Source organism: Bacteroidota bacterium, assembly GCA_041658205.1.
GTDB lineage: Bacteria > Bacteroidota > Ignavibacteria > UBA10030 > UBA8401 > UBA8401.
Genome location: JBBAAO010000001.1, coordinates 1,997,029 through 2,021,216, shown reverse-complemented (window position 1 = coordinate 2,021,216; position 24,188 = coordinate 1,997,029). Strand labels below are relative to the sequence as shown.

Annotated in this window: 18 protein-coding genes; all 18 read left to right on the top strand. The window is 41.5% G+C overall.

What is annotated here, in order from left to right; all coding sequences use genetic code 11:
- Window positions 1–16: 16 nt before the first annotated feature.
- The 18 genes from topA to WDA22_08235 all read left to right on the top strand — a co-directional run bounded on the left by topA (window position 17) and on the right by WDA22_08235 (window position 24,177).
- The gene (gene topA / locus WDA22_08320; GenBank protein MFA5833467.1) at window positions 17–2,290 is read left to right on the top strand and encodes a type I DNA topoisomerase; all 2,274 of its coding nucleotides are present in this window, start codon (window positions 17–19) and stop codon (window positions 2,288–2,290) included.
- An 8-nt stretch (window positions 2,291–2,298) separates the two neighbouring features.
- Window positions 2,299–3,204 carry a tyrosine recombinase XerC gene (xerC, locus tag WDA22_08315; GenBank protein ID MFA5833466.1) on the top strand — a complete coding sequence of 302 codons (906 nt, stop codon included), beginning with the start codon at window positions 2,299–2,301 and terminating at the stop codon, window positions 3,202–3,204.
- Window positions 3,205–3,216: 12 nt separating this feature from the next.
- A complete protein-coding gene (gene raiA, locus WDA22_08310; protein MFA5833465.1) occupies window positions 3,217–3,549 on the top strand; it encodes a ribosome-associated translation inhibitor RaiA in 333 nt (110 codons plus the stop codon).
- 8 nt (window positions 3,550–3,557) lie between these two features.
- On the top strand, window positions 3,558–4,568 hold the full coding sequence (hprK, locus tag WDA22_08305) for an HPr(Ser) kinase/phosphatase (GenBank protein MFA5833464.1): 1,011 nt from the start codon (window positions 3,558–3,560) through the stop codon (window positions 4,566–4,568).
- 88 nt (window positions 4,569–4,656) lie between these two features.
- Window positions 4,657–5,613 (top strand): peptidoglycan DD-metalloendopeptidase family protein, encoded by a 957-nt coding sequence (locus tag WDA22_08300; protein ID MFA5833463.1) that lies wholly within the window; start codon window positions 4,657–4,659, stop codon window positions 5,611–5,613.
- 18 nt (window positions 5,614–5,631) lie between these two features.
- A complete protein-coding gene (locus WDA22_08295) occupies window positions 5,632–5,856 on the top strand; it encodes a DUF2795 domain-containing protein (protein MFA5833462.1) in 225 nt (74 codons plus the stop codon).
- 80 nt (window positions 5,857–5,936) lie between these two features.
- Window positions 5,937–7,991, top strand: a complete 2,055-nt coding sequence (locus WDA22_08290) for a BamA/TamA family outer membrane protein (protein MFA5833461.1) — start codon at window positions 5,937–5,939, stop codon at window positions 7,989–7,991.
- Complete coding sequence (locus WDA22_08285) at window positions 7,981–9,102, top strand: hypothetical protein (GenBank protein ID MFA5833460.1); 1,122 nt, start codon at window positions 7,981–7,983, stop codon at window positions 9,100–9,102. The genes WDA22_08290 and WDA22_08285 overlap by 11 nt, the downstream gene beginning before the upstream one ends.
- On the top strand, window positions 9,092–11,158 hold the full coding sequence (gene metG / locus WDA22_08280; GenBank protein MFA5833459.1) for a methionine--tRNA ligase: 2,067 nt from the start codon (window positions 9,092–9,094) through the stop codon (window positions 11,156–11,158). Before WDA22_08285 ends, metG begins: the two co-directional genes overlap by 11 nt.
- Window positions 11,155–12,123: an ADP-glyceromanno-heptose 6-epimerase gene (gene rfaD, locus WDA22_08275; protein ID MFA5833458.1), complete on the top strand. Its 969-nt coding sequence runs from the start codon at window positions 11,155–11,157 to the stop codon at window positions 12,121–12,123. Before metG ends, rfaD begins: the two co-directional genes overlap by 4 nt.
- Window positions 12,124–12,351: 228 nt before the next feature.
- Window positions 12,352–12,681, top strand: coding sequence for a multidrug efflux SMR transporter (locus WDA22_08270; GenBank protein ID MFA5833457.1), 330 nt, complete (start codon window positions 12,352–12,354; stop codon window positions 12,679–12,681).
- Between the two features lie 47 nt (window positions 12,682–12,728).
- A complete protein-coding gene (locus WDA22_08265) occupies window positions 12,729–13,757 on the top strand; it encodes a deoxyhypusine synthase (GenBank protein ID MFA5833456.1) in 1,029 nt (342 codons plus the stop codon).
- Window positions 13,758–13,880: 123 nt separating this feature from the next.
- Window positions 13,881–15,275, top strand: coding sequence for a dipeptidase (locus WDA22_08260; GenBank protein ID MFA5833455.1), 1,395 nt, complete (start codon window positions 13,881–13,883; stop codon window positions 15,273–15,275).
- A gap of 122 nt (window positions 15,276–15,397) precedes the next feature.
- Window positions 15,398–18,664, top strand: coding sequence for a carboxypeptidase regulatory-like domain-containing protein (locus WDA22_08255; GenBank protein MFA5833454.1), 3,267 nt, complete (start codon window positions 15,398–15,400; stop codon window positions 18,662–18,664).
- 134 nt (window positions 18,665–18,798) lie between these two features.
- Entirely contained in the window at window positions 18,799–19,932 is a 1,134-nt protein-coding gene (locus WDA22_08250; GenBank protein ID MFA5833453.1) for an ectonucleotide pyrophosphatase/phosphodiesterase, read from the top strand.
- 115 nt (window positions 19,933–20,047) lie between these two features.
- Entirely contained in the window at window positions 20,048–20,617 is a 570-nt protein-coding gene (locus WDA22_08245) for a cob(I)yrinic acid a,c-diamide adenosyltransferase (GenBank protein MFA5833452.1), read from the top strand.
- A gap of 127 nt (window positions 20,618–20,744) precedes the next feature.
- Window positions 20,745–23,819: a preprotein translocase subunit SecA gene (gene secA / locus WDA22_08240; protein MFA5833451.1), complete on the top strand. Its 3,075-nt coding sequence runs from the start codon at window positions 20,745–20,747 to the stop codon at window positions 23,817–23,819.
- A complete protein-coding gene (locus WDA22_08235; protein ID MFA5833450.1) occupies window positions 23,812–24,177 on the top strand; it encodes a hypothetical protein in 366 nt (121 codons plus the stop codon). The genes secA and WDA22_08235 overlap by 8 nt, the downstream gene beginning before the upstream one ends.
- Window positions 24,178–24,188: the final 11 nt, after the last annotated feature.

Below are 24,188 nucleotides of genomic sequence, written 5' to 3'. Positions count from 1 at the left end.
AAAGTAGTTTTCAAACATGGGAAAATCGTTAATCATAGTAGAGTCACCTTCAAAAGCAAAAACAATCAACAAATATCTTGGAAAAGACTATGTTGTTGAAGCATCAGTCGGTCACATCAAAAATCTTCCGAAAAGCAAATTGGGAGTTGATGTGGAGAACAACTATGCATCGGTATATGAGATCATTGCCGGTAAAGAAGAAGTTGTCAACAAATTAAAAGCTTGTGCAAACGATGCAAAGAACATCTATATCGCGACTGACCCTGACCGTGAAGGAGAAGCCATTGCCTCCGATATTGCGGAAGAATTAGAAGACAAGAATAAAAATATTTATCGTGTGTTGTTTCACGAAATTACCCCGAGCGGTATTGCTGAAGGTATGGACAATCCGCGCAAGGTGGATACGAATCTAGTCGAATCACAGCGTGCTCGTCGCGCCATGGATCGACTGGTAGGATATAAGGTGAGCCCGTTCTTATGGAAGACAGTCTATTATGGATTGTCAGCAGGCCGTGTTCAATCTGTTGCGTTGAGAATTATTTGCGAACGGGAAGAAGAGATCAAGAAATTTGTTCCGGAAGAATATTGGACGGTGAGTGCAGAATTCAAAACGGATGTCTCTGAACCATTCATTGCCCGTCTGGCAAAAATTTCCGGAAAAGATCCTGTCATCGGAAATGAACTGATATCAAATGAGCATGTGCAGGCGATTCAGAAGCAGCAGTATAAGATTTCCGATGTCCAAAAGAAGGAAGTCAAAAGGAATCCGAATCCGCCGTTTATCACCAGTACGTTGCAGCAAGAAGCCGCCAGTCGTTTGCGCCTTTCAGCAAAACGGACAATGATGCTTGCACAAAAATTATATGAAGGTATCGATCTTGGAGATGATGGAACGGTCGGTCTAATCACGTATATGAGAACAGATTCCACGCGCTTAAGTACGGAAGCGGTTGAGAGTGTCAGGGAATACATCTACTCCAATTATGGCGCGGAATATTTGCCGAAGGACAAGCGCGAGTACAAAAAGGGAAAATCATCACAAGATGCGCACGAAGCCATCCGTCCAACGTCAATTAAATTTACACCCAAATATGTTAAAAGACATCTCGATAAAGATTTGTATGCGCTCTATCAATTGATTTGGAATCGCTTTGTCGCATCACAAATGAGCAATGCAACCTTTGAGCAGTTGACGGTGGACATTACCGGTGGTATATATTTATTCCGTTCCACAGGTTCTGTTCCCATCTTTCGCGGATTTTTACAAGTGTATGATGATGTTATGGAAGAGCAGGGTATCGATGCTGACGAAGATCCTACATCGAAGATACCAGCAAATCTTGTTGCCGGTGAAAAAGCAAACCTTGAAAAGCTTTTGCCCAAGCAACATTTTACCAAACCACCGGCTCGGTATACGGAAGCCAGTTTGGTCAAAAAACTTGAAGAACTTGGCATTGGTCGACCGAGTACATACGCTCAGATTGTTTCTACCATTCTCAATCGCCAATATGTTGATCAGCAAGATCGAAAACTGAGTGCAACCGGCCTCGGTATTGTTGTGATTAAGATATTAATGAAATGTTTTCCGGAGATCGTCAATTACAAATTCACGGCGCAAATGGAAGATGAACTGGAAACCATTGCCAGCGGCGAGAACAATTACATAAAAGTACTTGATGATTTCTACAAACCGTTCAGTCATTCACTCGAACATATGAATGATGAAGCGGGAAAGATCAAAAAATCACTTCAGCAGGATGCCGGTGAAGCATGTGATCTCTGCGGTAAACCGATGATCATCAAATGGGGTCGATACGGACAATTTAAAGCCTGTTCCGGGTATCCGACGTGTAAAAATCGCAAACCGTTGGAAGATGAGACGGAAAAATATGCTCACGTTACCGGATTGATCTGCAAATTATGCGGTGGCGAAATGAAAGTAAAAGGAGGGCCATTCGGTACCTTTCTTGGCTGCTCGAATTATCCAACATGTAAAAATACTCAGGCAATCAGCACCGGTGTCAAATGTCCGAAGTGCGCTGATGGTGAGATCGTGCAAAGTAAAACACGGAAGAAAAGAATCTTCTTTCGCTGTTCGAATGCAACCGGCGATAATAAAACATGCGATTTTATTTCATGGGAAATGCCGGTAATGCAGCCGTGTAAAAGCTGCGGCAATACATATCTGACCAAGAAGTCGACAAAACGAAAAGGCGATTATCTGCTCTGTCCGAGCTGCAAAGAAGAATATTATCTTGACGAGCAGGAAGCGCAGGCCATTGCTGTCTAGAAAGCAGAATGCAAAAACTGATCAGTGCATATCTTTCGTACCTTGAACACGAGAGAAATTTCTCACAGCATACCATTGTTTCGTATGCGAACGATCTTGCTCAATATTTCTCATTCCTTAAAAACGAATTCCCTGAATTGATCGAAAAACATGATGGCACCGATACCGGTGTCATTCGTGCTTTTCTTGGAATTCTCTTAGATTCGGGCCTCTCAAAAAAAAGTATTGTTCGCAAACTCTCTACGTTACGTTCGTTTTACAAATTCCTCGTTCGTAAAAAGGTACTGCGCCAAAACCCGGCATTAAACATCATCACTCCGAAAGTAGAAAAAAAACTGCCGCAATTTGTAGACAAAGAATCGATGGAGAAGGTTCTTGCTCTTCCGGACACGGAAGAATTTAGCGGTTCTCGCGATTCAGTGATGCTGGAATTATTTTACGGAAGCGGCATTCGTCGTGCGGAATTAATAGGATTGAATCTTGAAGATATTGATGAGCGAAACCAAACAATAAAAGTGACCGGAAAGGGGAATAAACAAAGAATCATCCCGTTCACCCTAAAAGCAAAAAAATCCATTCAACACTACCTTACCTTCCGAAAGGAGATTATCTCGCAATCAGCATCTACGGAATCTGCTCTGCTGTTGAATCATCACGGCAAACGATTAACACCGTCAACGGTGAATACATTGGTGAGTAAATATCTTTCCGGTGTCACCGAAATCCAAAAGAAAAGTCCTCACGTCTTGCGGCATTCTTTTGCAACACATTTGCTGGATAATGGCGCCGATATCATGGCGGTGAAAGAATTGTTGGGGCATGAGAGTCTTTCCACAACCCAAGTATACACACACGTGACGGTTGAACGGCTAAAGAAAATCTATCGACAGGCACACCCAAAAGCAACAACATGAAAGGATTGTATTATGGACATGCACATCACTGCCAGACACTTTAAGGCTCATGAGACACTGCGTACGTATGCGTTTGACGCGATCAATAAACTGGAAAAATTTTATGATGGGATCCTCAGCGCAAAACTTATTCTCAGTTATGAGAGGTCATTGAATAGCATTAAAGCAGCAGAATTGATTGTGAAAGTGCAAGGTGATATTTTAAAATCACTCGAAAAATCATCCGAATATCAAAAATCCATCGATGCTGCGGTCTCAAAAATTGAACGCCAATTGCTCAAGCATAAATCAAAGAAACACGAAAAACAAAAAACGGTTATTCGAACCAAGACATCGAAAGCATAAGAGGAATTATGGCATTAAAGATTGGGAAGGAGTATCGAAAACAAGATATCACCGTAGGGTTTTTGTTTGAAAAGAACAAAGATCGGTTAAAACTTGAACCATTAGTAAATGTTGGTCTGGATAATAAGATTAAAGAAAAAAGTATTCACAGACCCGGTCTGGCTTTGGCTGGCTACGTGGGACTTTTTACGTACGACCGCGTTCAGGTATTTGGAAATACCGAGATCCGGTATTTAAAAAGTATGCCGTTGGAAAAACGGGTGGAAGCATTTAGCACCTTATTCAAATTTGAAATTCCGTGCATTGTCATCACCAATAAAAATCCGATGGATAAGGAATTGCTGAAGATAGCGGAAGATCACAATGTTCCGGTATTCAGAACACCATTTGAAAGCACAAAACTTGTCTACCTGCTTGGAGATTTTCTCGATGATCAATTTTCGCAACAATCTACAATTCATGGTTCATTCGTGGATGTCTATGGTATCGGCCTGTTGATCGTCGGTCGATCCGGTATTGGAAAGAGTGAGGTTGCGCTCGATCTTATTGAGCGTGGCCATCGTTTGGTTTCAGATGATGTTGTGACAATTACGAGAAAAGGTGAAAATATCCTCATCGGTACGGGAACCGATCTGGTAAAGCATTTCATGGAGATTCGCGGTCTTGGTTTAATTGACGTGCAAAGTATCTTCGGCGTTCGTTCCATCCGATTTCAAAAACGAATTGAAGTGGTGGTGGAGTTGATGGAGTGGCAGCCAAACGGTGATTTTACTCGGACTGGATTGGATCAGGATAAAGTAAGCATTATGGATGTAGAAATACCGCATATACGTCTTCCTATATTCCCGGGAAAGAATGTCACCGTCATTGCGGAAGTGATAGCACTGAATTATTTATCGAAACATTACGGGTATGACGCCGCACAGGAATTCTCGAAAAAGTTGGAAAAAGTGATTCAGACGAAAACGAAAGGGCACGGAAAGCGCAGTATTGACTATTTTGAGCATGATTTTGAATGATTTAGCCCTTTTTAATTTCAATTCTTGACAAAACGCTCATATTTTTTTATTTTCTTACTGCATATTTAATATAAACAAGCAGGTGACGGTGAAACGAAGAAAACTATTTTTCTACTCGGACGAGTATGTTTCGTATGTTGAGGCAAAAAGATACCGCCTTAAAATGACGGGTATGATTGCTTTGACAACGATCATCGTTGTATTTGGGTTGGGATTTGTGAATAACTCCTATGGAGATTTTCTTGGTCTCGGAATTAAAACGACCGGTGAGTTATCCACGGAAAACTCTCTCTTGAAACAACAATTGAAAGAGTTGAACGCAAAAATGGATGCGTATACCTCTTCGTTACAATCTCTAGCACAAAGCGATAATCAACTTCGTTCAATTGTTAACCTTCCGAAAATTGACATTGAAACTCGTCAGTTAGGAACGGGAGGATCTGCAATAGAGTCTTATGATGGATTGATTTCTGTCGATGCAAATGCCTTAATCAGTTCATCACAAATATTGTTGAACAAGCTCGACAAAGAAGTAGCGTTCCAACGATCAAGTTATGAACAGATTTTCAAACAATACGAAAACAATAAGGTTGTTTTCTCTTCCATGCCGGCAGTGAAACCGATGGGTGGGACGTATTCATATCATGGTTTCGGTTTGCGTAATGATCCTATTATCGGCACAATAAAACGTCACGAGGGAGTTGATATCCATAATGATATTGGCACACCTGTTTATGCAACCGGAGATGGAATTATAGAATTTACCGGACCAACCGGTAGTGGATATGGTACTGCGGTGGAAATTAATCACGGTTACGGTTATAAGAGTTGGTATGCGCATTTATCAAAGTGTATTGCAAGATCCGGTCAAAAGGTGAAACGCGGGACATTGATCGCATATTCAGGCAATACGGGCCGCTCAACCGGACCACATTTGCATTACGAAGTAATTCGTCATGGTGAAAAACAAAATCCTGTGGAATATTTCGTTGATGATGTTGATTACGAAAAGATCCGCGCACAGCTTGTTAACAAAAAAAATTAGAATAAAGGTATTTGTTTTATGATTTGGACTATGGAACTGGCTTCGTATCTTGATGATGCTCCGTGGCCTGCTACAAAAGAGGAATTAATCGATTATGCAATTCGGACGGGTTCACCGCCGGAGTTAATTGAAAATTTGAATGAATTGGAAGATGCTGAAGAACCATATGAGAGCATAGAAGATATATGGCCAGATTATCCGACCGATGGTGATTTTTTTTACGAAGACGAAAACGATTACTAATCAATTCGTTCAGTACATATGAACAATGATAACCCAGTGTTTTTCCAACTGGGTTTTTTTATTAATTTTTGAATACTGTTTTGAAGTCGTTCCTGTCACATTCATCCGTGTTTTTTTTCCTGTTGATCGTTATTCTGTTTATTTCTGTTTGTGCAGCACAAACAACGGAAACAAAAACAGAAGTGAATTCCATTGATTTTACTATTGATGGAAGTATCTCAAAACAGGAAATGCTTCGCCAAATGACAACATTGGAAACTCCGTGGGGCTTATGGATTTTTTTTAACGAGAATATCTATCAAAAGATCGGAGCACCACGCGAGTACTTTGATCCAAAGCTGTTTAATCTGGATATTGCTCACCTCAAGGATTATCTTCTCGATAACGGATATTTTCAGCATCATATCGACACTGTTTTTTCATTCTCCGAGGATCGGAAGTATGTTGACATCTCAATTCACCTGATAGAAAATAAACGTTCATTGGTGGATTCGGTAATGATTCTCGGTATCGAAAATATTCCACCAGATATCTACAACGATGTGCTGCAGAAATCTTCCGTAAAAGCCGGCGATCCCTATGTCAAAAAAAATGTGGTTGAAGCTCAATCAACTATTCTCCGGCTACTAATGAACTCAGGATACCCCAAAGCATTTTTAGATACGGTAGCGTTGCTGCGATATGCATCAACAAATAATGTATCCATTAAATTGAAATTCAATCCCGGTAATCGGTACATCTTCGGTGACGTTCAGATCGACCGAGTCGAAGATGATATTGACAGTGCCGTGATATTTCGACAAATGGATTTCATACCGGGTGAAGTGTTCAATGAAGAACGACGGTTGATCAGCGAACAAAATTTAAACAGGCTCGGTGTATTTGAATTTGCAAGTGTTCGCCAGTCGCAGGGAATATACGATCAATCATCCGATACGATTCCGATGTTGATATCGTACCGGATGCTGGAATTGCAGGAAATAACTCCTGAAGTGCTGATGTTTAACGAATACGGTACATTTTTCTCGACCGGCTTCGGTCTTTCGTACAAACACCGAAATCTTTTCGGAGGGGCACAAAATTTTTCCATTTCGTCCAGTGCCCGTGCAAATAAAATTGAAGATTTACATATTGGCAGAGCAATATCAAAAGGGTTGGCCGAACCAACATTGTTCGGTAAAGCTGATGTCCAAACGCAGCTGACATTCCCGTATTTTTTTAGCAATAAAACAAGCGCATCCATTACGCTGACAGCAGAAGCGGAAAAGCAAGTCGATTATGATCTCAATACCCTCCGCGCAAAGTTCTCCTTTCCTACAAAACTTGCATTATATACATTGGGAATAACGGAACTGAATATTGAACGTGTCGATCCTAATTATCGCACTGCCATTGCGCAGGGAATCCGACCGGATGATTCCACAAAACAATTCAATGTGATTGAATCGTATACTCTGCAGCGCGACAAGACCAACAATATTTTTTCTCCCACCTCCGGATTCTTTCATTCCATCTCGGTTGAAGAAGCTGGGGTGATTAATGTACTTGCAGGAGGATTTAATTTACCGTATTCAGAATACTATAAGGTGACCGCACTGATAAAACATTTCTTCAGCAGTGAGGAGGATCTTGGAAGTGTGTATGGTTTTAAATTAAAAGGGGGAATTGCACAGTTGTATAATTTAAAAAATACAACTCCTGTTCCATTGCCGCGAAGATTCTTTGTGGGTGGCAGCGGAAGCGTCCGAGCTTGGAAGGACAGACAGTTATCATCGTTCGGAGATACATTGAAAGGGGGAAATGTGCTGATTGAAGGGAGCTTGGAAATTCGTTCTCAAATGTTTCCCAATGGTGGTAAAATATTCAATGTTCTCGAACTCCCCCGGTTTTGGTCTGTCTTATTTTTCGATTATGGAAACACATGGTATTCTGCTTCCGATATTTCTTTGAATACTGTTGCATTGGCGGTCGGGTTTGGACTTCGGTATGAAACGTTTGTCGGTCCGGTCCGTGCTGATGTTGCGTGGAGATTGTACGATCCCCAAAAACCATCCGGACAACAATGGCTCTATGAGCAGGCGTTTTTCCAAAATTCATTTTCCATCGTCAATATTGGAATTGGGCATGCATTCTAATTGGAAACATATTATAGGTCAACACCGTGTGCAATGGATACTCCAAAGCGCCATTCGTAATCAGCGCCTTGCTCACGCTTATCTTTTTTGGGGAAATGAAGGGGTTGGTGCGGATGCATTGGCAATAGAATTTGCAAGGACATTGCTCTGTCACCGTGGCGGAGAATGTGCCTGCGGAGAATGTCCCAGTTGCAAAAAGATGGATACACTGCAGCATCCGAACGTGAAGCTTATTTTTCCGTTGCCGGGTGGTGATGCGGAAAAAAGTGATGAGAGCGATTCACTTGAGAATGATGTGCTTGACGAAGTGCGAAAACAAATCGCAGAAAAAGCAATTAACCCGTATTTCCATATTGATATTCCCAAAGCCAAGTTTATTCGTATCAAATCGATTCGTGAGATTAAAAAAGAATCTTCCATGAGTAGTGCGGAACGAGGGAAGAAGATCTTTATCATCTTTGATGCCGATGCGATGAATGATGCCGCGACAAACTCGTTGTTGAAAGTATTGGAAGAGCCGTTGGACGAAGTACATTTCCTCTTGGTCTCCTCACGGAAAGATGCTTTGAAACAAACAGTCATTTCGCGGTGTCAATTGATTCAATGTTCCATGCTTTCTGACGGTGAGATTGCTTCGGCATTGATAGAGCGGGAACAGGTGGAGCAGCAACAAGCACAATTTGTTGCGCGTCTTGCCAATGGTAATTATACAAGAGCATTAGAATTGCTTGGAAACGATATTGCCAAATATCGGAGCGATGCAGTGCAATTCTTGAGGAGCGTTTTAGGAACATCGTCCGTAAAATTGTTTGAGGAACAGGAAGAATATTTAACCGGAAACAAACGCGACAATGCGGAACAGTTACTGGCGATGCTCTTGGTCTGGTTTCGTGATACGATAATCGTCCGGGAAGAATCATATTCAAATATTCTCAACATCGATCAGGAATCTGACCTTAAGAATTTTGTCAAGAGATTCGGTGCAAAAAATCTTGAAGCGTGTATTGCATCAGTGGAGCGGGCACTCGGACTTCTCCGAAGAAATGTGTATCTTCCATTAGTAATGCTCTCATTATCGGTTCATTTACGCAGAATTCTGCATGCAAAATAATTTTAAACGAATTTTAGTTACATCCGCTTTACCATACGCGAACGGCCATATCCATTTGGGTCATTTGGCAGGATGTTACGTTCCGTCGGATATTTATACACGATATCAGCGATTGCAGCATCGTGAAGTGCTTCACATTTGCGGTTCCGATGAACACGGTGTTGCGATTACTATTTCCGCTGAAAGAGAAAAAACCACACCAAAAGCAATTGTTGACAAGTACCATGAAGCAAACAAGACAACATTTGCGCAGTTTGGTATTCAGTTTGATAACTATTCCCGCACATCGCTTCCAATCCATCACGAAACTGCAAAAGAATTTTTTCTTGATCTATTAAAGAAAGGTTACCTTGTCTCAAAGGAACAAGAACAATTCTATGACGCCGAAGCGAAGATGTTCCTTCCTGACCGTTACGTTGAGGGAATTTGTCCGAACTGCGGTTATGATAAAGCTCGCGGTGACCAATGCGACAATTGCGGGAAGTATTATGATCAGTTGGAATTGAAGGAACCGAAGAGTTTAATTTCAGGGAAAACTCCCGTCGCGAAAAAAACGAAACATTGGTATTTCACCCTCGGAAGTTTTCAATCGAAACTGGAAGAATTTGTACAGGGGCATTCAAAAGATTGGAAAGATAATGTTCTTCAGCAGACACGCAGTTGGCTGAAAGAAGGATTGCAGGACCGAGCAGTGACTCGCGATTTAAGCTGGGGTATTCCGGTGCCGATTGAAGGTGCAGAAGGAAAAGTGATCTATGTATGGTTCGATGCCGTACTCGGGTATATCTCTTCAACAAAAGAATGGGCTCTGAAGCAAGGAACGCCAGACAAATGGAAAGAATTTTGGCAGGATCCATCAACACGGTATATCGCTTTCCTCGGGAAAGACAATATTGTTTTTCATACAATCGTTTTCCCGGCAGAACTAATGGCGAAAACAGGGTATATCCTTCCGGATAACGTTCCAGCGAATGAATTTTTAAACCTTGAAGGCGGGAAATTTTCGAAAAGCAGAAATAATGCAATTTATGTGAAGGATATTTTAGAGAAGTATCCTGCGGATATTTTTCGATATACCATCGCAACAAATCTCCCGGAAACCAAAGACTCGGATTTCTACTGGAAGGATTTTCAAGCAAAGAATAATAATGAACTGGCTGATATCTACGGAAATTTCATCAATCGAACCATCACATTTGTAGCGAAGAATTTTGAGAATAAGGTCCCTGTTCGTGGCGCAGAAAATGACCGGGACAAAGAAATTTTGGCGTATGTTCAATCAGCGCCAAAACGTATTGGGGATTTGATCGAGCAGTTCAAATTCCGGGATGCCACGATGGAAATGATGAATGTGGCTCGTGCAGCCAACAAGTATTTTAATGATAGCGAGCCGTGGAAAACATTCAAGTCAAATCCCGAACAGTGCGGTACCACATTAAATATTTGTCTTAACATTGTTCGTTCGCTGGCTATTCTTTTTGCTCCCGTAGTCCCGTTTTCTTCGGACAAAGTATGGAAGATGTTGAACCAGAATGGTTCTATCAGTAATGAACAATGGTCTACAGCGGGAGCATCACAACTCACTGAAACACATCAATTAGGTCAATCAGAAATTTTATTCACAAAAATTGAGGATAGTACAATCGAACAGGAACTTGAAAAACTCGCCGTACCGACCGGTACTACAACAGAGGCAACACCAGCGACCAGCACGTATACTCCGCTGAAAGCGCAAATTACATACGATGATTTTTCGAAAATTGATTTCCGTACCGCTAAAGTTGTTGAAGCAATACCGGTTCCAAAATCAAAAAAATTATTGCAGCTACAAATTGATTTAGGATTTGAAAAACGCCAAATTGTAGCCGGTATAGCTGAAAAAGTGACGCCCGAACAATTAATTGGTAAAACAATTATTGTTGTCGCCAATCTTGCCCCCGCAAAATTGATGGGTGTAGAATCGAACGGCATGCTATTAGCAACGGCAGCGGATGGTGAGAATTTTGCGTTATTAACTTCTTCGAAAGATGTTGAAACAGGAATAGGAATAAAATGATCGTCGTAACCGGTGGTGCAGGATTTATCGGCAGCGCAATGATTGCGAAACTCAACGAGAAAGGCGAGTCTGACATTCTGGTTGTGGATGAACTCGGTACGTCATCAAAATGGAAGAATCTTGTGGGGAAGCGTTTTACCGATTATATCCACAAGGACAACTTCATTGAGATGTTATTGAATGACCGTCTTCCAAAAATTGAAGCGATCATCCATATGGGAGCGAATTCCTCCACGACAGAAAAAGATGTTGACCACCTTATGGAGAACAATTACCGGTATACAAGAATTCTGGCAGAGTGGGCGATCAGAAAAAAAGCGAGATTCATTTACGCCAGCAGCGGCGCGACCTATGGCGATGGGATGCTTGGTTTTTCCGATGACGATGGAGTATCGCCTACGCTTGTACCGTTAAATGCGTACGGATATTCAAAACAGATATTGGATCTCTGGGTTCTTCAACACGAGTTGCAGAGTAAAATTGTTGGAATAAAATTCTTCAATGTCTTTGGCCCAAATGAATATCATAAAGGGGAGATGAAGAGTCTTGTCTGCAAAGCGTATAACCAAATTCAAGAAATTGGAAAGATTCGTCTGTTCAAATCCTACAAACCGGAATACAAACATGGCGAACAAGTGCGGGATTTTGTTTACATCAAAGATTGCACCGAAGTATTATGGTGGTTTTTGAATTCGCCAAAAGTGAATGGTATTTTCAATCTTGGAACAGGCAAAGCACGAACTTGGAACGATCTTGCGAAAGCAGTCTTTTCCGCATTAAACATTCCTCCAAACATCGAGTACATAGAAATGCCCGAAGAGATTCGCGGTGCCTATCAATATCATACAGAAGCAACAATCACAAAATTGCAGTCATCAGGCTGCCCCGTCCAGTTCCGTTCACTGGAAGAATCGGTGAAGGATTACGTACAAAACTATCTGCATCTAAATAGTAAACATCTTTAATTGTGAAATCGATTTTAAAAGCCGTATCTTTACAGTAATAAAAAGAAACCTATTGAATACTCTTTCCATCATACTCCATTTCTTAGAGACGATCTATATCTCATCGTTCATCCTTTCTGACAGTTCCGTCGCAAGCTAAAATTGTTTTTCACGCTGTATCTTCTTCTTTCATTTATTTTTTAGCTATATCATACATCACACATTAACGTTCTATCGAGAGGTGTATCTATGAATTGGATCATACTTATCATTGCCGGTTTTTTTGAAGTTGGTTTTGCCTCTTGTTTAGGGAAGGCAAAAGAAACAACCGGTACAACGGCAATGTTGTGGATGGTCGGTTTTTTCGTTTCTTTGTCAATCAGTATGTTTTTACTGTATAAAGCGGCTCAATCGCTTCCGATTGGGACTGCTTATGCTGTTTGGACAGGCGTCGGTGCAGTAGGAACTGTGCTGGTGGGTATTCTGGTATTCAAAGAGCCGGCAGATTTTTGGCGTTTATTGTTTTTAACAACTCTTATCGGTTCCATTATTGGTCTCAAAATAGTCTCGACACAATAAAAAATTATTTACAACATCACAAATAACAATAATCAGGAGATGCATCAATGAAGAAAAAAGGTTTACTACAAGAAGTCATAAAACAAGTCGATGCGACGAAGTTCGACTCGACGCCGATTATCGACGCCATGCGCGATATGTCGTTTAGTTCACGCGATACCGCTCGCGCAACCGACATTTTTAAGAAAATGATTGAGCATAATGGCTGCACGAATGCTCTGGTATTAGCGGGGAGCACCAGTGCAGGCGGATGTATGAATATTTATTCCGATATGGTGAAATATAACATGGTAGATATGGTTGTTGCGACTGGAGCATCCATTGTGGATATGGATTTTTTTGAAGCACTTGGTTTCAAGCATTATAAAGGAACTCCGTTCATTGATGACAATATGCTTCGGAATAATTATGTTGATCGTATCTATGATACGTATATTGATGAGCAGTCCTTGCAAGTGTGCGACGGCACCATTTTTAAAATTGCGGAATCTCTTGAACCGCGTCCATATTCATCCCGTGAATTCATCTATGAAATGGGAAAGTGGTGCGTAAAAAATGCGAAAAAGAAGAATTCCCTTATTCAATTGGCATATGAAAACAATGTGCCTATCTTTTGCCCGGCATTCTCAGATTCTTCGGCGGGATTTGGTTTGGTAAAACACCAGCACGAACGAATGAAAGCAGGCAAGCCGTATATGACGATTGATTCCGTGAAAGATTTCTACGAATTGACGCAGATTAAGATGAAGGCAAAAACCTCCGGTTTGTTCATGATTGGCGGCGGAGTACCGAAGAATTTCATTCAGGATACCGTTGTTTGTGCTGAGGTACTCGGTGTGGATGTTCCGATGCATGAATATGCGATTCAAATCACCGTTGCAGATGTTCGGGACGGTGCCTGTTCCTCTTCAACATTAAAAGAGGCAAGTTCGTGGGGTAAAGTAAAAACCACTCACGAGCAAATGGTGTATGCCGAAGCGACGACCGTTGTTCCGCTCATCTTCAGTTACCTCTACCATAACGCCAATTGGAAGAAGCGTAAAAAATATGAATGGACAAAAATATTTCAGAAATAGTACACAGAACCCTCCGGAATTTAGGAGGGTTTTTTATTGCACGATGATTGCTTTTGTATTAAGTGGTCATTATATTCTCGCAGATTTTTCTTTGTGTTTTACCAAGAGTAAGGATGTGCTTCTATGGAAAAAGTTCTTGCATTTATCGAATCGAACAAAGACCGTTACCTTTCCGAACTTAAAGATTTCCTTGCGATACCCAGTGTCAGTTCTCAGTCAAATCATAATGGCGATATACAACTTTGCGCGCAATGGATTTCCGATCATGTGCGGACAATTGGGATGCAAAACATCAAGATCATGCCGACTCCAGGTCATCCGGTTGTGTACTGCGACTGGCTTGGCGCTGTAGGAGCACCGACGGTTCTATTATACGGTCACTATGATGTTCAACCGGTCGATCCGCTAAATCTTTGGACATCACCGCCGTTTGAGATGTCGGTCCGCGGAGAGAATATTTATGCGCGAGGATCGGTTGATGATAAAGGACAAGTGTTTATACACTTCAAAGGGATTGAAGCAATCATGAAGCATCACGGAAAACTTCCCGTGAATATCAAAATGATTATTGAAGGGGAAGAGGAGATCGGAAGCCGAAACCTTGAAGAATTTGTACGGCAGAACAAGGAATTGTTGAAAGCAGATCTCGTATTGATTTCCGATTCCTCCATGTATGCGAAAGGTGTTCCGTCAATTGCTTACGGACTTCGCGGTTTAGCATATCTCGAAATTGAAGTAACCGGACCAAACCGTGACTTGCATTCCGGAACATTTGGCGGTGCGGTTCACAATCCTGTTCAAGCATTAAGTGAAATGATCGCTTCTCTTCATGATAAAAATAATAAGGTGAACATTCCGGGTTTCTATAACGATGTTCGTCCATTAACCAAGGTTGAGCGTGCTGCGTATAAAAAATTGCCGCACAGCGATAAAGCGTATGCGAAAGATCTTGGAGTGAAGGAATTGTGGGGCGAAAAAGGATTTTCGACGCATGAACGGACCTGGGCGAGACCGACACTTGAAGTGAATGGAATGTGGGGTGGATATATCGGAGAAGGTGCAAAAACGGTTCTTCCGTCAAAAGCATTTGCAAAAATTTCTTGTCGATTGGTTCCGGATCAAGCCTCATCGAAGATCTCGAAACTCGTTGTCAACCACATTAAAAAAGTAGCTCCGAAATCAGTTGATGTGAAGGTAAAACTCCATCATGGCGGAGAAGCGGCCATTACTCCCATTGACTCTCCTGGTGTGAAAGCCGCCGTTTCCGCATTGGAAAAAGGATTCGGGAAAAAGCCGTTGTATCAACGTGAAGGAGGCTCCATTCCCATCGTAGTTCAATTCAAAAAATTGCTCGGGCTTGACACTGTCCTTTTAGGATTTGGGCTTCCAGATGAAAACGCACACTCTCCCGACGAACATATTAATATTGACAATTTCTATGGCGGGATAAAAACATCGGTGCATTTCTTTCATGAGCTGCCCGATTTTTGGAAATCGAGATCAAAAAAGAAAAAATAATCTATTGAGTTGATGAAAAGATTATTTGTAATTTTTTTGTCATAACATTTTGGTAATACGAATTTTGTATCTTCAACAATCAATTCACTAAAACATCCACCATAAACCAATGAGGGGTTTATATGAAATATGCGATACGCCTTCTGCTGGTGATAGGTATCCTATCCTCAGCAATGTACGCACAAGGAGTAACAACGTCTGCTTTAGCGGGAGTTGTAAAGGATAATAACGGACAAGGTTTGCCCGGTGTTATCGTTATGGCAGTCCATGTTCCCAGCGGCACCAAATACGGTGTCACAACACGGGAAGACGGTCATTACAACCTTGCAAATTTACGTTCCGGCGGACCATATACAGTTTCGGTTTCGCTACTTGGACACGCGAAGCAGGAACGTTCTGGAATTAATTTGCAGCTTTCTCAAACATTGCAACAAAACTTCAGTTTAGTTCCTGAAGATGTACAAATGGAAGCAGTGGAAGTAACTGCTGAAAAAAGTACTATCATGAATGCTGCACGTACAGGAGCGGCAACCGCTATCAGCAAAAATGCAATTGAAGCACTCCCCACGATCACAAGAAAAGTTCAAGACTTTTCACGCTTAACACCCCAATTCGCCGGCAACAACACATTTGGTGGAATGGATAATCGTTACAACAATACGACGATCGATGGTTCCTATTTTAATAATTCGTTTGGTTTGCAAGGTCAACCTGGCGACAGAACAAACGTTGCTCCGGTTTCTGTTGACGCTGTCGAACAAATTCAAGTGAACATCGCTCCGTATGATGTTCGTCAGGGTAACTTCGTTGGCGCCGGAATTAATACGATTACAAAAAGCGGTACCAATAATATTTCAGGTTCTGCATACTACTACATGCGGCATCAAGGTTTAGTCGGACAAGACGCAGCAGCACTAAAGTACAAACCGGGAACATTTAAATACAATCAGATTGGTTTAAATTTGGGTGGACCGATTATCGAAGATAAGTTATTTATTTTTGGTAGTTTCGAAAGTGAAAATCTTACACAACCCGGAACGACTTTTACAGCTAAACGCGCTGGACAATCGGAAGGTGGAAGTGTTACACGAGTTCTCCAAACGGATTTAGATGGATTACGATCCTTTTTAAAATCTAATTTTGGTTATGAAACAGGGCCATATGAAGGTTATAATAATGAAACTCCTGCAATACGTTTTCTTGGCAAGTTGGATTACAACTTGGATGAACAAAATAAATTAATTTTACGGTACATCCATCTTGATTCAAAAACCGACGTACTCGAATCAAGTTCTTCTTCATTAGGACTTGGTACAGGAGGTCGTAACAACGTAACAACAGCGTTGGGTTTCCAAAACTCAAATTATCAAATCGGTGAAAATATCCGGAATATCATCGGTGAATGGAACAGCATCCTCGGCGACAATATGTCGAACAATCTTATTGTCGGATATTCCCATCACGACGAAAGCCGTGAATCACGCGGAACATTTTTCCCCTTTGTTGATATTCTGAGTGCAGGGAATAACTATACATCGTTTGGTTTTGAACCATTCACCCCAAACAATGAATTGCGATATAGCAGCTATCAATTGCAGGATAATTTTTCGTACTCGTTGGATGATCATTATTTCACCCTTGGTGCAAGTATCGAAAAATATCAATCGGAAAATATTTTCTTTCCGGGTGCGCAAAGTGCATATGTCTATAATAAACTTTCGGACTTTTATTCTGATGCAAACGGATATCTTGCCAATCCGGCTCGAGCAGCGGCTGATAGCACACTTCGTCGCTTCCAAGTCCGATGGTCAAATATTCCAGGTCTTGTAAAACCTGTTCAAGAATTGAAAGTACTTTACACCGGTCTGTATGCTCAGGACGAATGGCAAGTAATGCCGGACGTAAAAATATCAATCGGATTACGGCTTGATATCCCGATGTTTGAAGAGACTGGATACAAGAATGCTGAAGTTGATACAATGAATTTTCGCGATGAGAATGGTGCTACCGTTCATTATAAAACTGATAAACTTCCGGATGCCAATATCCTTTGGTCACCAAGAATTGGATTTAACTGGGATGTTACTGGTGAACGCTCAACACAAGTACGTGGAGGAACAGGTATTTTCACTGGAAAACCGGCTTATGTCTGGATCTCCAATCAGATTGGAAACAATGGTGTATTAACAGGATTTGAACAGATCGACAATACAAAGACACGGCCGTTCAATCCAAGCCCGGACCGTTATAAACAAACAGCAACGGGATTACCATCATCAAGTTATGAATTAGCGTTGACCGATCCAGAATTTAAATTCCCACAAGTATGGAGAAGTAATATTGCTGTCGACCAAACACTTCCTTATGATCTTGTTGGAACTGCAGAATTTTTATATGGCCAAGATGTCAATGGCGTTTATTATATCAATGCTAACTTACCCAAAGCAGATACATTATTTGCAGGTGTAGATACCCGTCCGCGATGGAAAACTTCGAACAGAATTTATTCCAAAGTTCCGAATGCTATTGTGATGAAAAATCAAAACACTGGCTATTCTTGGAATTTGGCTTTTTCGTTAGAGAAACCGTTTAGTGAAGGTTGGTTTGCAAAAGCAGCATATAGCTATGGAGAATCAAAAAATACCGTTGATCCGGGTTCAATTGCATCAGGTTCTTGGTTTGGTAATGCTCATAGTGGTGATCCAAATAATCCTGGAGTTGGATTTGCAGCGACATCACCTGGTCATAGAATATTTGCAACTGTTTCCTATCGTGCTGAATATTTTGAAATTGGTTCCACGACAATTTCTTTATTCTGGGAAGCCCGTACGCTTGGATACAATGGTGCATTCGGCGTTACCACTGCAAGCTATACATACAGTGGTGATCTGAACGGTGATGGTGGCGTGAATGATCTTATTTATATTCCAAAAGATCAGTCAGAAATGAATTTTAAAGCGATCACAGGTACTACACCGTTTACAGTACAGCAACAGGCAGATGCATGGGAAGCGTTCATTAAACAGGATGATTATCTCAGCGCAAACAGAGGAAAATATGCTGAACGTAATGCCGTCTTCATGCCGATGACCTATAGAGCTGATTTGAGCATTGTGCAGGAAGTATTTGCTGATTTGTTCGGAAAACGCAATTCATTCCAACTAAGAGCTGATGTTATTAATGTTGCCAATCTGTTAAACAAAGATTGGGGCGTTTCACAAAAATTGGTAACAACAAGCCCGTTGGTAAACCAAACAACAACAGACGGAAGAGTATCATATCAGTTACGTACAGTGAATGGAAAATTGATCGACCATACATTTGATCCGACCAATGGTATCGAGGATGTATTTAGAATCCAACTCGGTATCCGGTATACATTTAACTAATATTCACTGTTGGTGTTTAACAGCCCTGCAGGATTGATCTGCGGGGCTTTTTTTTATCTATGATGAAGAAAATTTTATTTACTGTTTTCTTATTCTTTTCTCTCGTTTATTCGCAAGAGAAATCTTGCACCATTATGATATCGTTCGATGGATTTCGCTGGGACTACCTTGACCGAAACCTGACGCCGAATATTGATTCGTTGATTTCTGACGGCGTGAAAGCAACATCATTGCAGCCCGTCTATCCGACGAAAACATTTCCAAATCATTTGGCTATTGTCACCGGTATGTATGCGGAAAATCATGGTATCATTCAAAATGAATTTATTGACCTTACAACGAAGAGAGTTTATAAGATTAGTGATACGATTGAAGTGAGAGATTCCCGTTGGTATAAGGGAGAAGCAATTTGGGAAACGGCAAGGAAACAAGGGAAAATTACTGCAAGTTATTTTTGGCCGGGAAGTGAATTGAACGACAGTACCAAGCGTCCGAACTATGTTGAACGATATCAGCATACACGACCATATGAAAGACGATTAGAAGGGGTTAAACGCTGGTTAGAACTTCCCAAGGATGAACGACCGGATTTTATAGCACTCTATATTGACGCAACGGATACGCAAGGGCATTGGTTTGGTCCGAATTCAATGGAGATCAATCGTACCATTGCGGAAATGGATTCGCTTATCGGAAAACTCGTGCAGTATCTTAAACAAACAAAGAGATTCGAATCCACAAACATTCTCATCGTCTCTGATCATGGCATGACTGAAATTGATCCACAACGCACAATTGTTGTGGGAGATTATCTTAAAGAAGAAAAATATCTCGCTGAATGGGACGGCCCGATATTGCTTCTTGAATCACTTGAGAATCGCAATGCTGAAATTGTCAATACCTTACGCAGACAATTGAAACATGCTCAAGTGTATTTAAAAAATGAAATTCCGGATTCTTTCCATTTGAAAAAATCAGAATCTGTTTTTTCGATTTTGGTTGCCGCGGATTTAGGTTGGAGTCTTACTGATAAAGAACTGTCGAAGAAACGATTATTGAACTTCCCGAAAGGGAATCACGGCTTCAACCAACATCACAAAGAGATGCAAGGAATATTTGTGGCAAGAGGTCCTGCATTCAAGAAAAAATTTAAAATTGGCACAATGGAAAATATTGATATTTATCCGCTTCTCTGTAAAATTCTGAAGATTCAACAAAACGTGAATATCGATGGCAAGCTGAAAAGAGTTGAGTCTCTGTTGGAATGAACTAAAAGTTCTTTGCTTTTTGGTGGTCATTGTTCTTTTGGAGTTTACCAAATGTTATTGTAATTTTCATTTTTGGGAAAGAACATTCACCATTAATACTGTCGGAGCAATCGATATGAAAATTTATACGAAGAGTGGTGATCAAGGGGAAACAGCATTGTTTGGAGGCGTGCGGGTTCCTAAAGATGCTTTACGAATTGAGGCATATGGTTCCGTTGATGAATTAAATTCGCTACTTGGTGTCATCCGTTCCCTTGAACCGCACAGATCCATTGATACAGTATTGCGTAAAATTCAACATCAATTATTTGAACTCGGTGCAGATCTTGCAACCCCCTTGAGTCATCGGAGCACATTTATTCCTCGAATAAAACTTTCATATGCTCGTCCCCTTGAAAAGGCAATCGATCAATTTGAAGCAAGATTGAAACCGCTGAAAACATTTATACTTCCAGGTGGATCGGTCATTGCCTCACATATGCATCTGGCACGAACCGTTTGCCGTCGCGCAGAACGAAATAGCGTACACTTATCCAGGAACGAAAATATTGGCACTGCTGTTATCGTTTACCTCAATCGTTTATCCGATCTGCTCTTTGTAATGGCTCGATATGCAAATGTTCTTGCCGGACAAGAAGAGGTGCAATGGGTGAGCAGCAAGAGAAAAATAAAATCAAAATCTTAATCTCTTCACATTCCAGACAATGTTTGGGCTTTATCGTTCGTCAATGAAGAAGAGAGATCGGATTTTATCGTACCGTAAATTTTAGTATATTGATGATATAGTTGAAATAATTGAAAAAAGGGAAGCAATGTTAAAGTTTTTTAGCAGTTTATTTGGAAGCAAAAAAGAAAAGGACGTCACCCAGTTAATACCGCTTGTTGAAGAGATTAACGGACAATTCAAGTTGTTACAATCATTAAGCGATGATGAGTTGCGAGCAAAAACGCAGGAGTTTAGAGATCGAATTGCTGAGTCGGTGAAAGAGATTCGGGAACAGATCGCAGAAATCCAATCACAATTGAAGACCGAAACAGATGCAGTTGTTCGCGAAGAACTCTTTACGAATCTGGAAGAGCATGAAAAAGAAGAGTTGGCGACCATTAAAGAGACATTAGATGAACTTCTTCCTGAAGCATTTGCTGTTGTAAAAGAAACCTGCCGTAGAATGCTTAATCAAGATTTTGATGTTGTCGGACACAAATTGAAATGGGAGATGGTTCCGTACGACGTTCAGTTGATGGGCGGAATTGTTCTTCATCAAGGAAAAATATCCGAAATGGCGACGGGCGAAGGAAAGACGCTTGTGGCAGTCGCTCCAATGTATTTAAATGCGTTGGCGGGAAAAGGTGTTCATCTTGTAACGGTGAACGACTATCTGGCACGCCGTGACAGTGAGTGGATGGGAAAGGTTTTTCAATTTCACGGAATGACAGTTGGATGTATTGTGACGAATCAAAATCCTTTCATACGTCGTGAACAGTACAATTGCGATATCACCTACGGTACCAATAATGAATTTGGTTTTGATTACCTCCGTGATAACATGGTGCACACGCCGGACGAGATGGTTCAACGCGGACATTATTATGCCATCGTGGACGAAGTGGACTCCGTGTTGATCGATGAAGCCCGAACTCCGTTGATCATCAGCGGTCCGGTGGAAGTAGATGATCATAAATTCAATGAAATGAAACCGCGTGTGGAGCGGATTGTCAGCACACAGAAAAATCTTGTTGCGCGAATTGTTGCAGAAGCGGAAAAGCTGCTGAATGACGGGAAGAAAGAGGAAGCGGGTGTGTTGTTGTTTCGTGCGTACCGTGGCGATCCAAAAAATAATAAACTGACGAAAATGTTCTCCGAGGGTGCTCCAAAGAAACTGATGTTTGAAACAGAATCGGTGTATATCGCAGAGCAGAACAAACGCTTGCACGAAATAGATGACGAGTTGTATTATTCAATCGAAGAAAAGAATCATTCCATCGACCTGACGGAAAAAGGGCGCGAGTTTATGGCCAGTGGCATGGACAAGGATATGTTTGTCCTACCGGATGTCGGAACAGAAATGAGTTACATTGAAAATGATACGACAGTGTCATTTGAACAGAAGCAAATAAAGAAAGATGAAGTGAACAGGGTTTTTGCGGAACGAAGCGACCGTGTCCACACCGTCCGACAATTGTTGCGTGCGTATTCGTTGTACGACAAAGATGTTGAGTATGTTGTTACTGACGATGGCAAAGTACAGATTGTTGATGAATTTACTGGTCGTATTCTACACGGCAGAAGATACTCCGATGGTTTACACCAAGCGATTGAAGCGAAAGAAGGAGTTCATGTTGAACGTGATACGCAGACAATGGCGACCGTTACGCTGCAAAATTATTTCCGCCTCTATAAAAAATTAGCAGGTATGACCGGTACAGCGGAAACGGAAGCGGCAGAATTTTTTGATATCTATAAATTGGATGTTGTTATCATTCCGACCAATAAAGATATTATCCGCGATGATTTAAATGATGTTGTCTATCGCACGAAACGGGAAAAATACAATGCATTGATCACCCAGATTAAGGAGTTAAGAGATAAAAAACAGCCGGTGCTTGTGGGAACAACAAGTGTTGAAGTTTCAGAAACACTCAGCAGAATGATGACACGGGAAAAAATCCCGCACAATGTTTTGAATGCGAAACAACATCAACGCGAGGCAGAAATTGTTACCAATGCCGGTTTGCCGGGTGCAGTAACAATTGCAACGAATATGGCAGGACGCGGAACAGACATTAAGCTCGGTCCGGGAGTTCGTGAAGTCGGTGGTCTGTCCATTATTGGTACTGAGCGGCATGAAGCTCGCCGAATCGATCGTCAGTTGCGTGGTCGTGCAGGGCGCCAAGGCGATCCCGGTATGACAAAATTCTTTCTATCGTTGGAAGATGATTTGATGCGGTTATTCGGCAGTGATCGTATTGCATCGATTATGACGAAAATGGGAGCGGAAGAGGGGGAAGTGATCGAACATACGATGATCACCAGAATGATAGAACGCGCTCAAAAGAAGGTTGAAGAGAATAACTTCGGTATCCGTAAACGATTACTGGAATATGACAACGTCATGAATCAGCAGCGCGAAGTGATTTATTCCAAACGTCGTCATGCGTTGTTAGGTGAGCATTTGGAAGATGATATTTATCAGATGCTTGATGATTACATTGAAGACGTCGTAGAACGACATTTCGAACCCGGAACGCTGGATGAAATGGTCGATGAACTGCGATCGAATTTGTTGATCGATGTGAAAATGACTCCAACGGAGTTTCAAACACTCGGTGTCCATGGCGTGAAAGAACGAGTGATGTTAACCGCTACGGAATTTTTGAAACGCAAACGAGAATCGGTCGGCAATGAAGCGATGAATTTCATCCAAAAAATCTCGCTGTTGCAGATCATCGATTCGCGGTGGAAAGAACACCTGCGGGAAATGGACGATCTGAAAGAGGGGATTTACCTCCGGGCGTATGGCCAAAAAGATCCAATTTTGGAGTACAAATCGGAAGCGTATAAAATGTTTGTTGAACTTGTCGGTTTAGTCAACCGCGAAGCGCTGAACATGGTCTTTAAACTCTTCCCTGAGAATCAACAGCAGATTGAAGCACAACAGCAGCGACGCGGTTTCAATCGAGAGCGCATGACGTTGACACATTCTGCTTCTACCGGAATGGGACTGCAGGGGAACATTGATGTTGAAGAAGGCGATGGTAAACAACAGCAACAACATCAAGCGCCGAAAGTTCAACAGATCTTTTCCGGTGATAAAGTAGGACGAAATGATCCCTGCCCCTGTGGCAGCGGAAAAAAATATAAAAACTGTCACGGTAAGAATGCATAAACAGATTAAGCCATTATCAACGGGAGTCGTTCGACTTTTTCTAAAGAGAATTCCTTTGGTAATGGTTTTTTTGTTGCTTGTTGATTGCTCGGGGCAACAAGAGATTAGTGCACTCTGTAAGAGCAAAATCTCAGCGGCACTTATTTCAATGGTATCCGAAACTGCAGATGACGGGCGGCCGATAGAAATTGTTGTTACCGTCAGCGATTCAACAGGTATTCAACCGTTGTTTCCGTCGCTGACCTTTCCGAATGCTAATGTTGCTCTCGGTCACTTAACAAGACGAGAAATATTTTCATTATGCTCCGTGAGCGGCGTTTCGTACATCGATAAACCAAGAATATCATTTCCTAAATAATCACTCCCATC

Bases quoted from the DNA above. Each gene is read 5' to 3' on its own strand.
- topA (MFA5833467.1), top strand. From the start codon at position 17: ATGGGAAAATCGTTAATCATAGTAGAGTCACCTTCAAAAGCAAAAACA.
- xerC (MFA5833466.1), top strand. From the start codon at position 2,299: ATGCAAAAACTGATCAGTGCATATCTTTCGTACCTTGAACACGAGAGA.
- raiA (MFA5833465.1), top strand. From the start codon at position 3,217: ATGGACATGCACATCACTGCCAGACACTTTAAGGCTCATGAGACACTG.
- hprK (MFA5833464.1), top strand. From the start codon at position 3,558: ATGGCATTAAAGATTGGGAAGGAGTATCGAAAACAAGATATCACCGTA.
- WDA22_08295 (MFA5833462.1), top strand. From the start codon at position 5,632: ATGATTTGGACTATGGAACTGGCTTCGTATCTTGATGATGCTCCGTGG.
- WDA22_08285 (MFA5833460.1), top strand. From the start codon at position 7,981: ATGCATTCTAATTGGAAACATATTATAGGTCAACACCGTGTGCAATGG.
- metG (MFA5833459.1), top strand. From the start codon at position 9,092: ATGCAAAATAATTTTAAACGAATTTTAGTTACATCCGCTTTACCATAC.
- rfaD (MFA5833458.1), top strand. From the start codon at position 11,155: ATGATCGTCGTAACCGGTGGTGCAGGATTTATCGGCAGCGCAATGATT.
- WDA22_08270 (MFA5833457.1), top strand. From the start codon at position 12,352: ATGAATTGGATCATACTTATCATTGCCGGTTTTTTTGAAGTTGGTTTT.
- WDA22_08265 (MFA5833456.1), top strand. From the start codon at position 12,729: ATGAAGAAAAAAGGTTTACTACAAGAAGTCATAAAACAAGTCGATGCG.
- WDA22_08260 (MFA5833455.1), top strand. From the start codon at position 13,881: ATGGAAAAAGTTCTTGCATTTATCGAATCGAACAAAGACCGTTACCTT.
- WDA22_08255 (MFA5833454.1), top strand. From the start codon at position 15,398: ATGAAATATGCGATACGCCTTCTGCTGGTGATAGGTATCCTATCCTCA.
- WDA22_08250 (MFA5833453.1), top strand. From the start codon at position 18,799: ATGATATCGTTCGATGGATTTCGCTGGGACTACCTTGACCGAAACCTG.
- WDA22_08245 (MFA5833452.1), top strand. From the start codon at position 20,048: ATGAAAATTTATACGAAGAGTGGTGATCAAGGGGAAACAGCATTGTTT.
- secA (MFA5833451.1), top strand. From the start codon at position 20,745: ATGTTAAAGTTTTTTAGCAGTTTATTTGGAAGCAAAAAAGAAAAGGAC.
- WDA22_08235 (MFA5833450.1), top strand. From the start codon at position 23,812: ATGCATAAACAGATTAAGCCATTATCAACGGGAGTCGTTCGACTTTTT.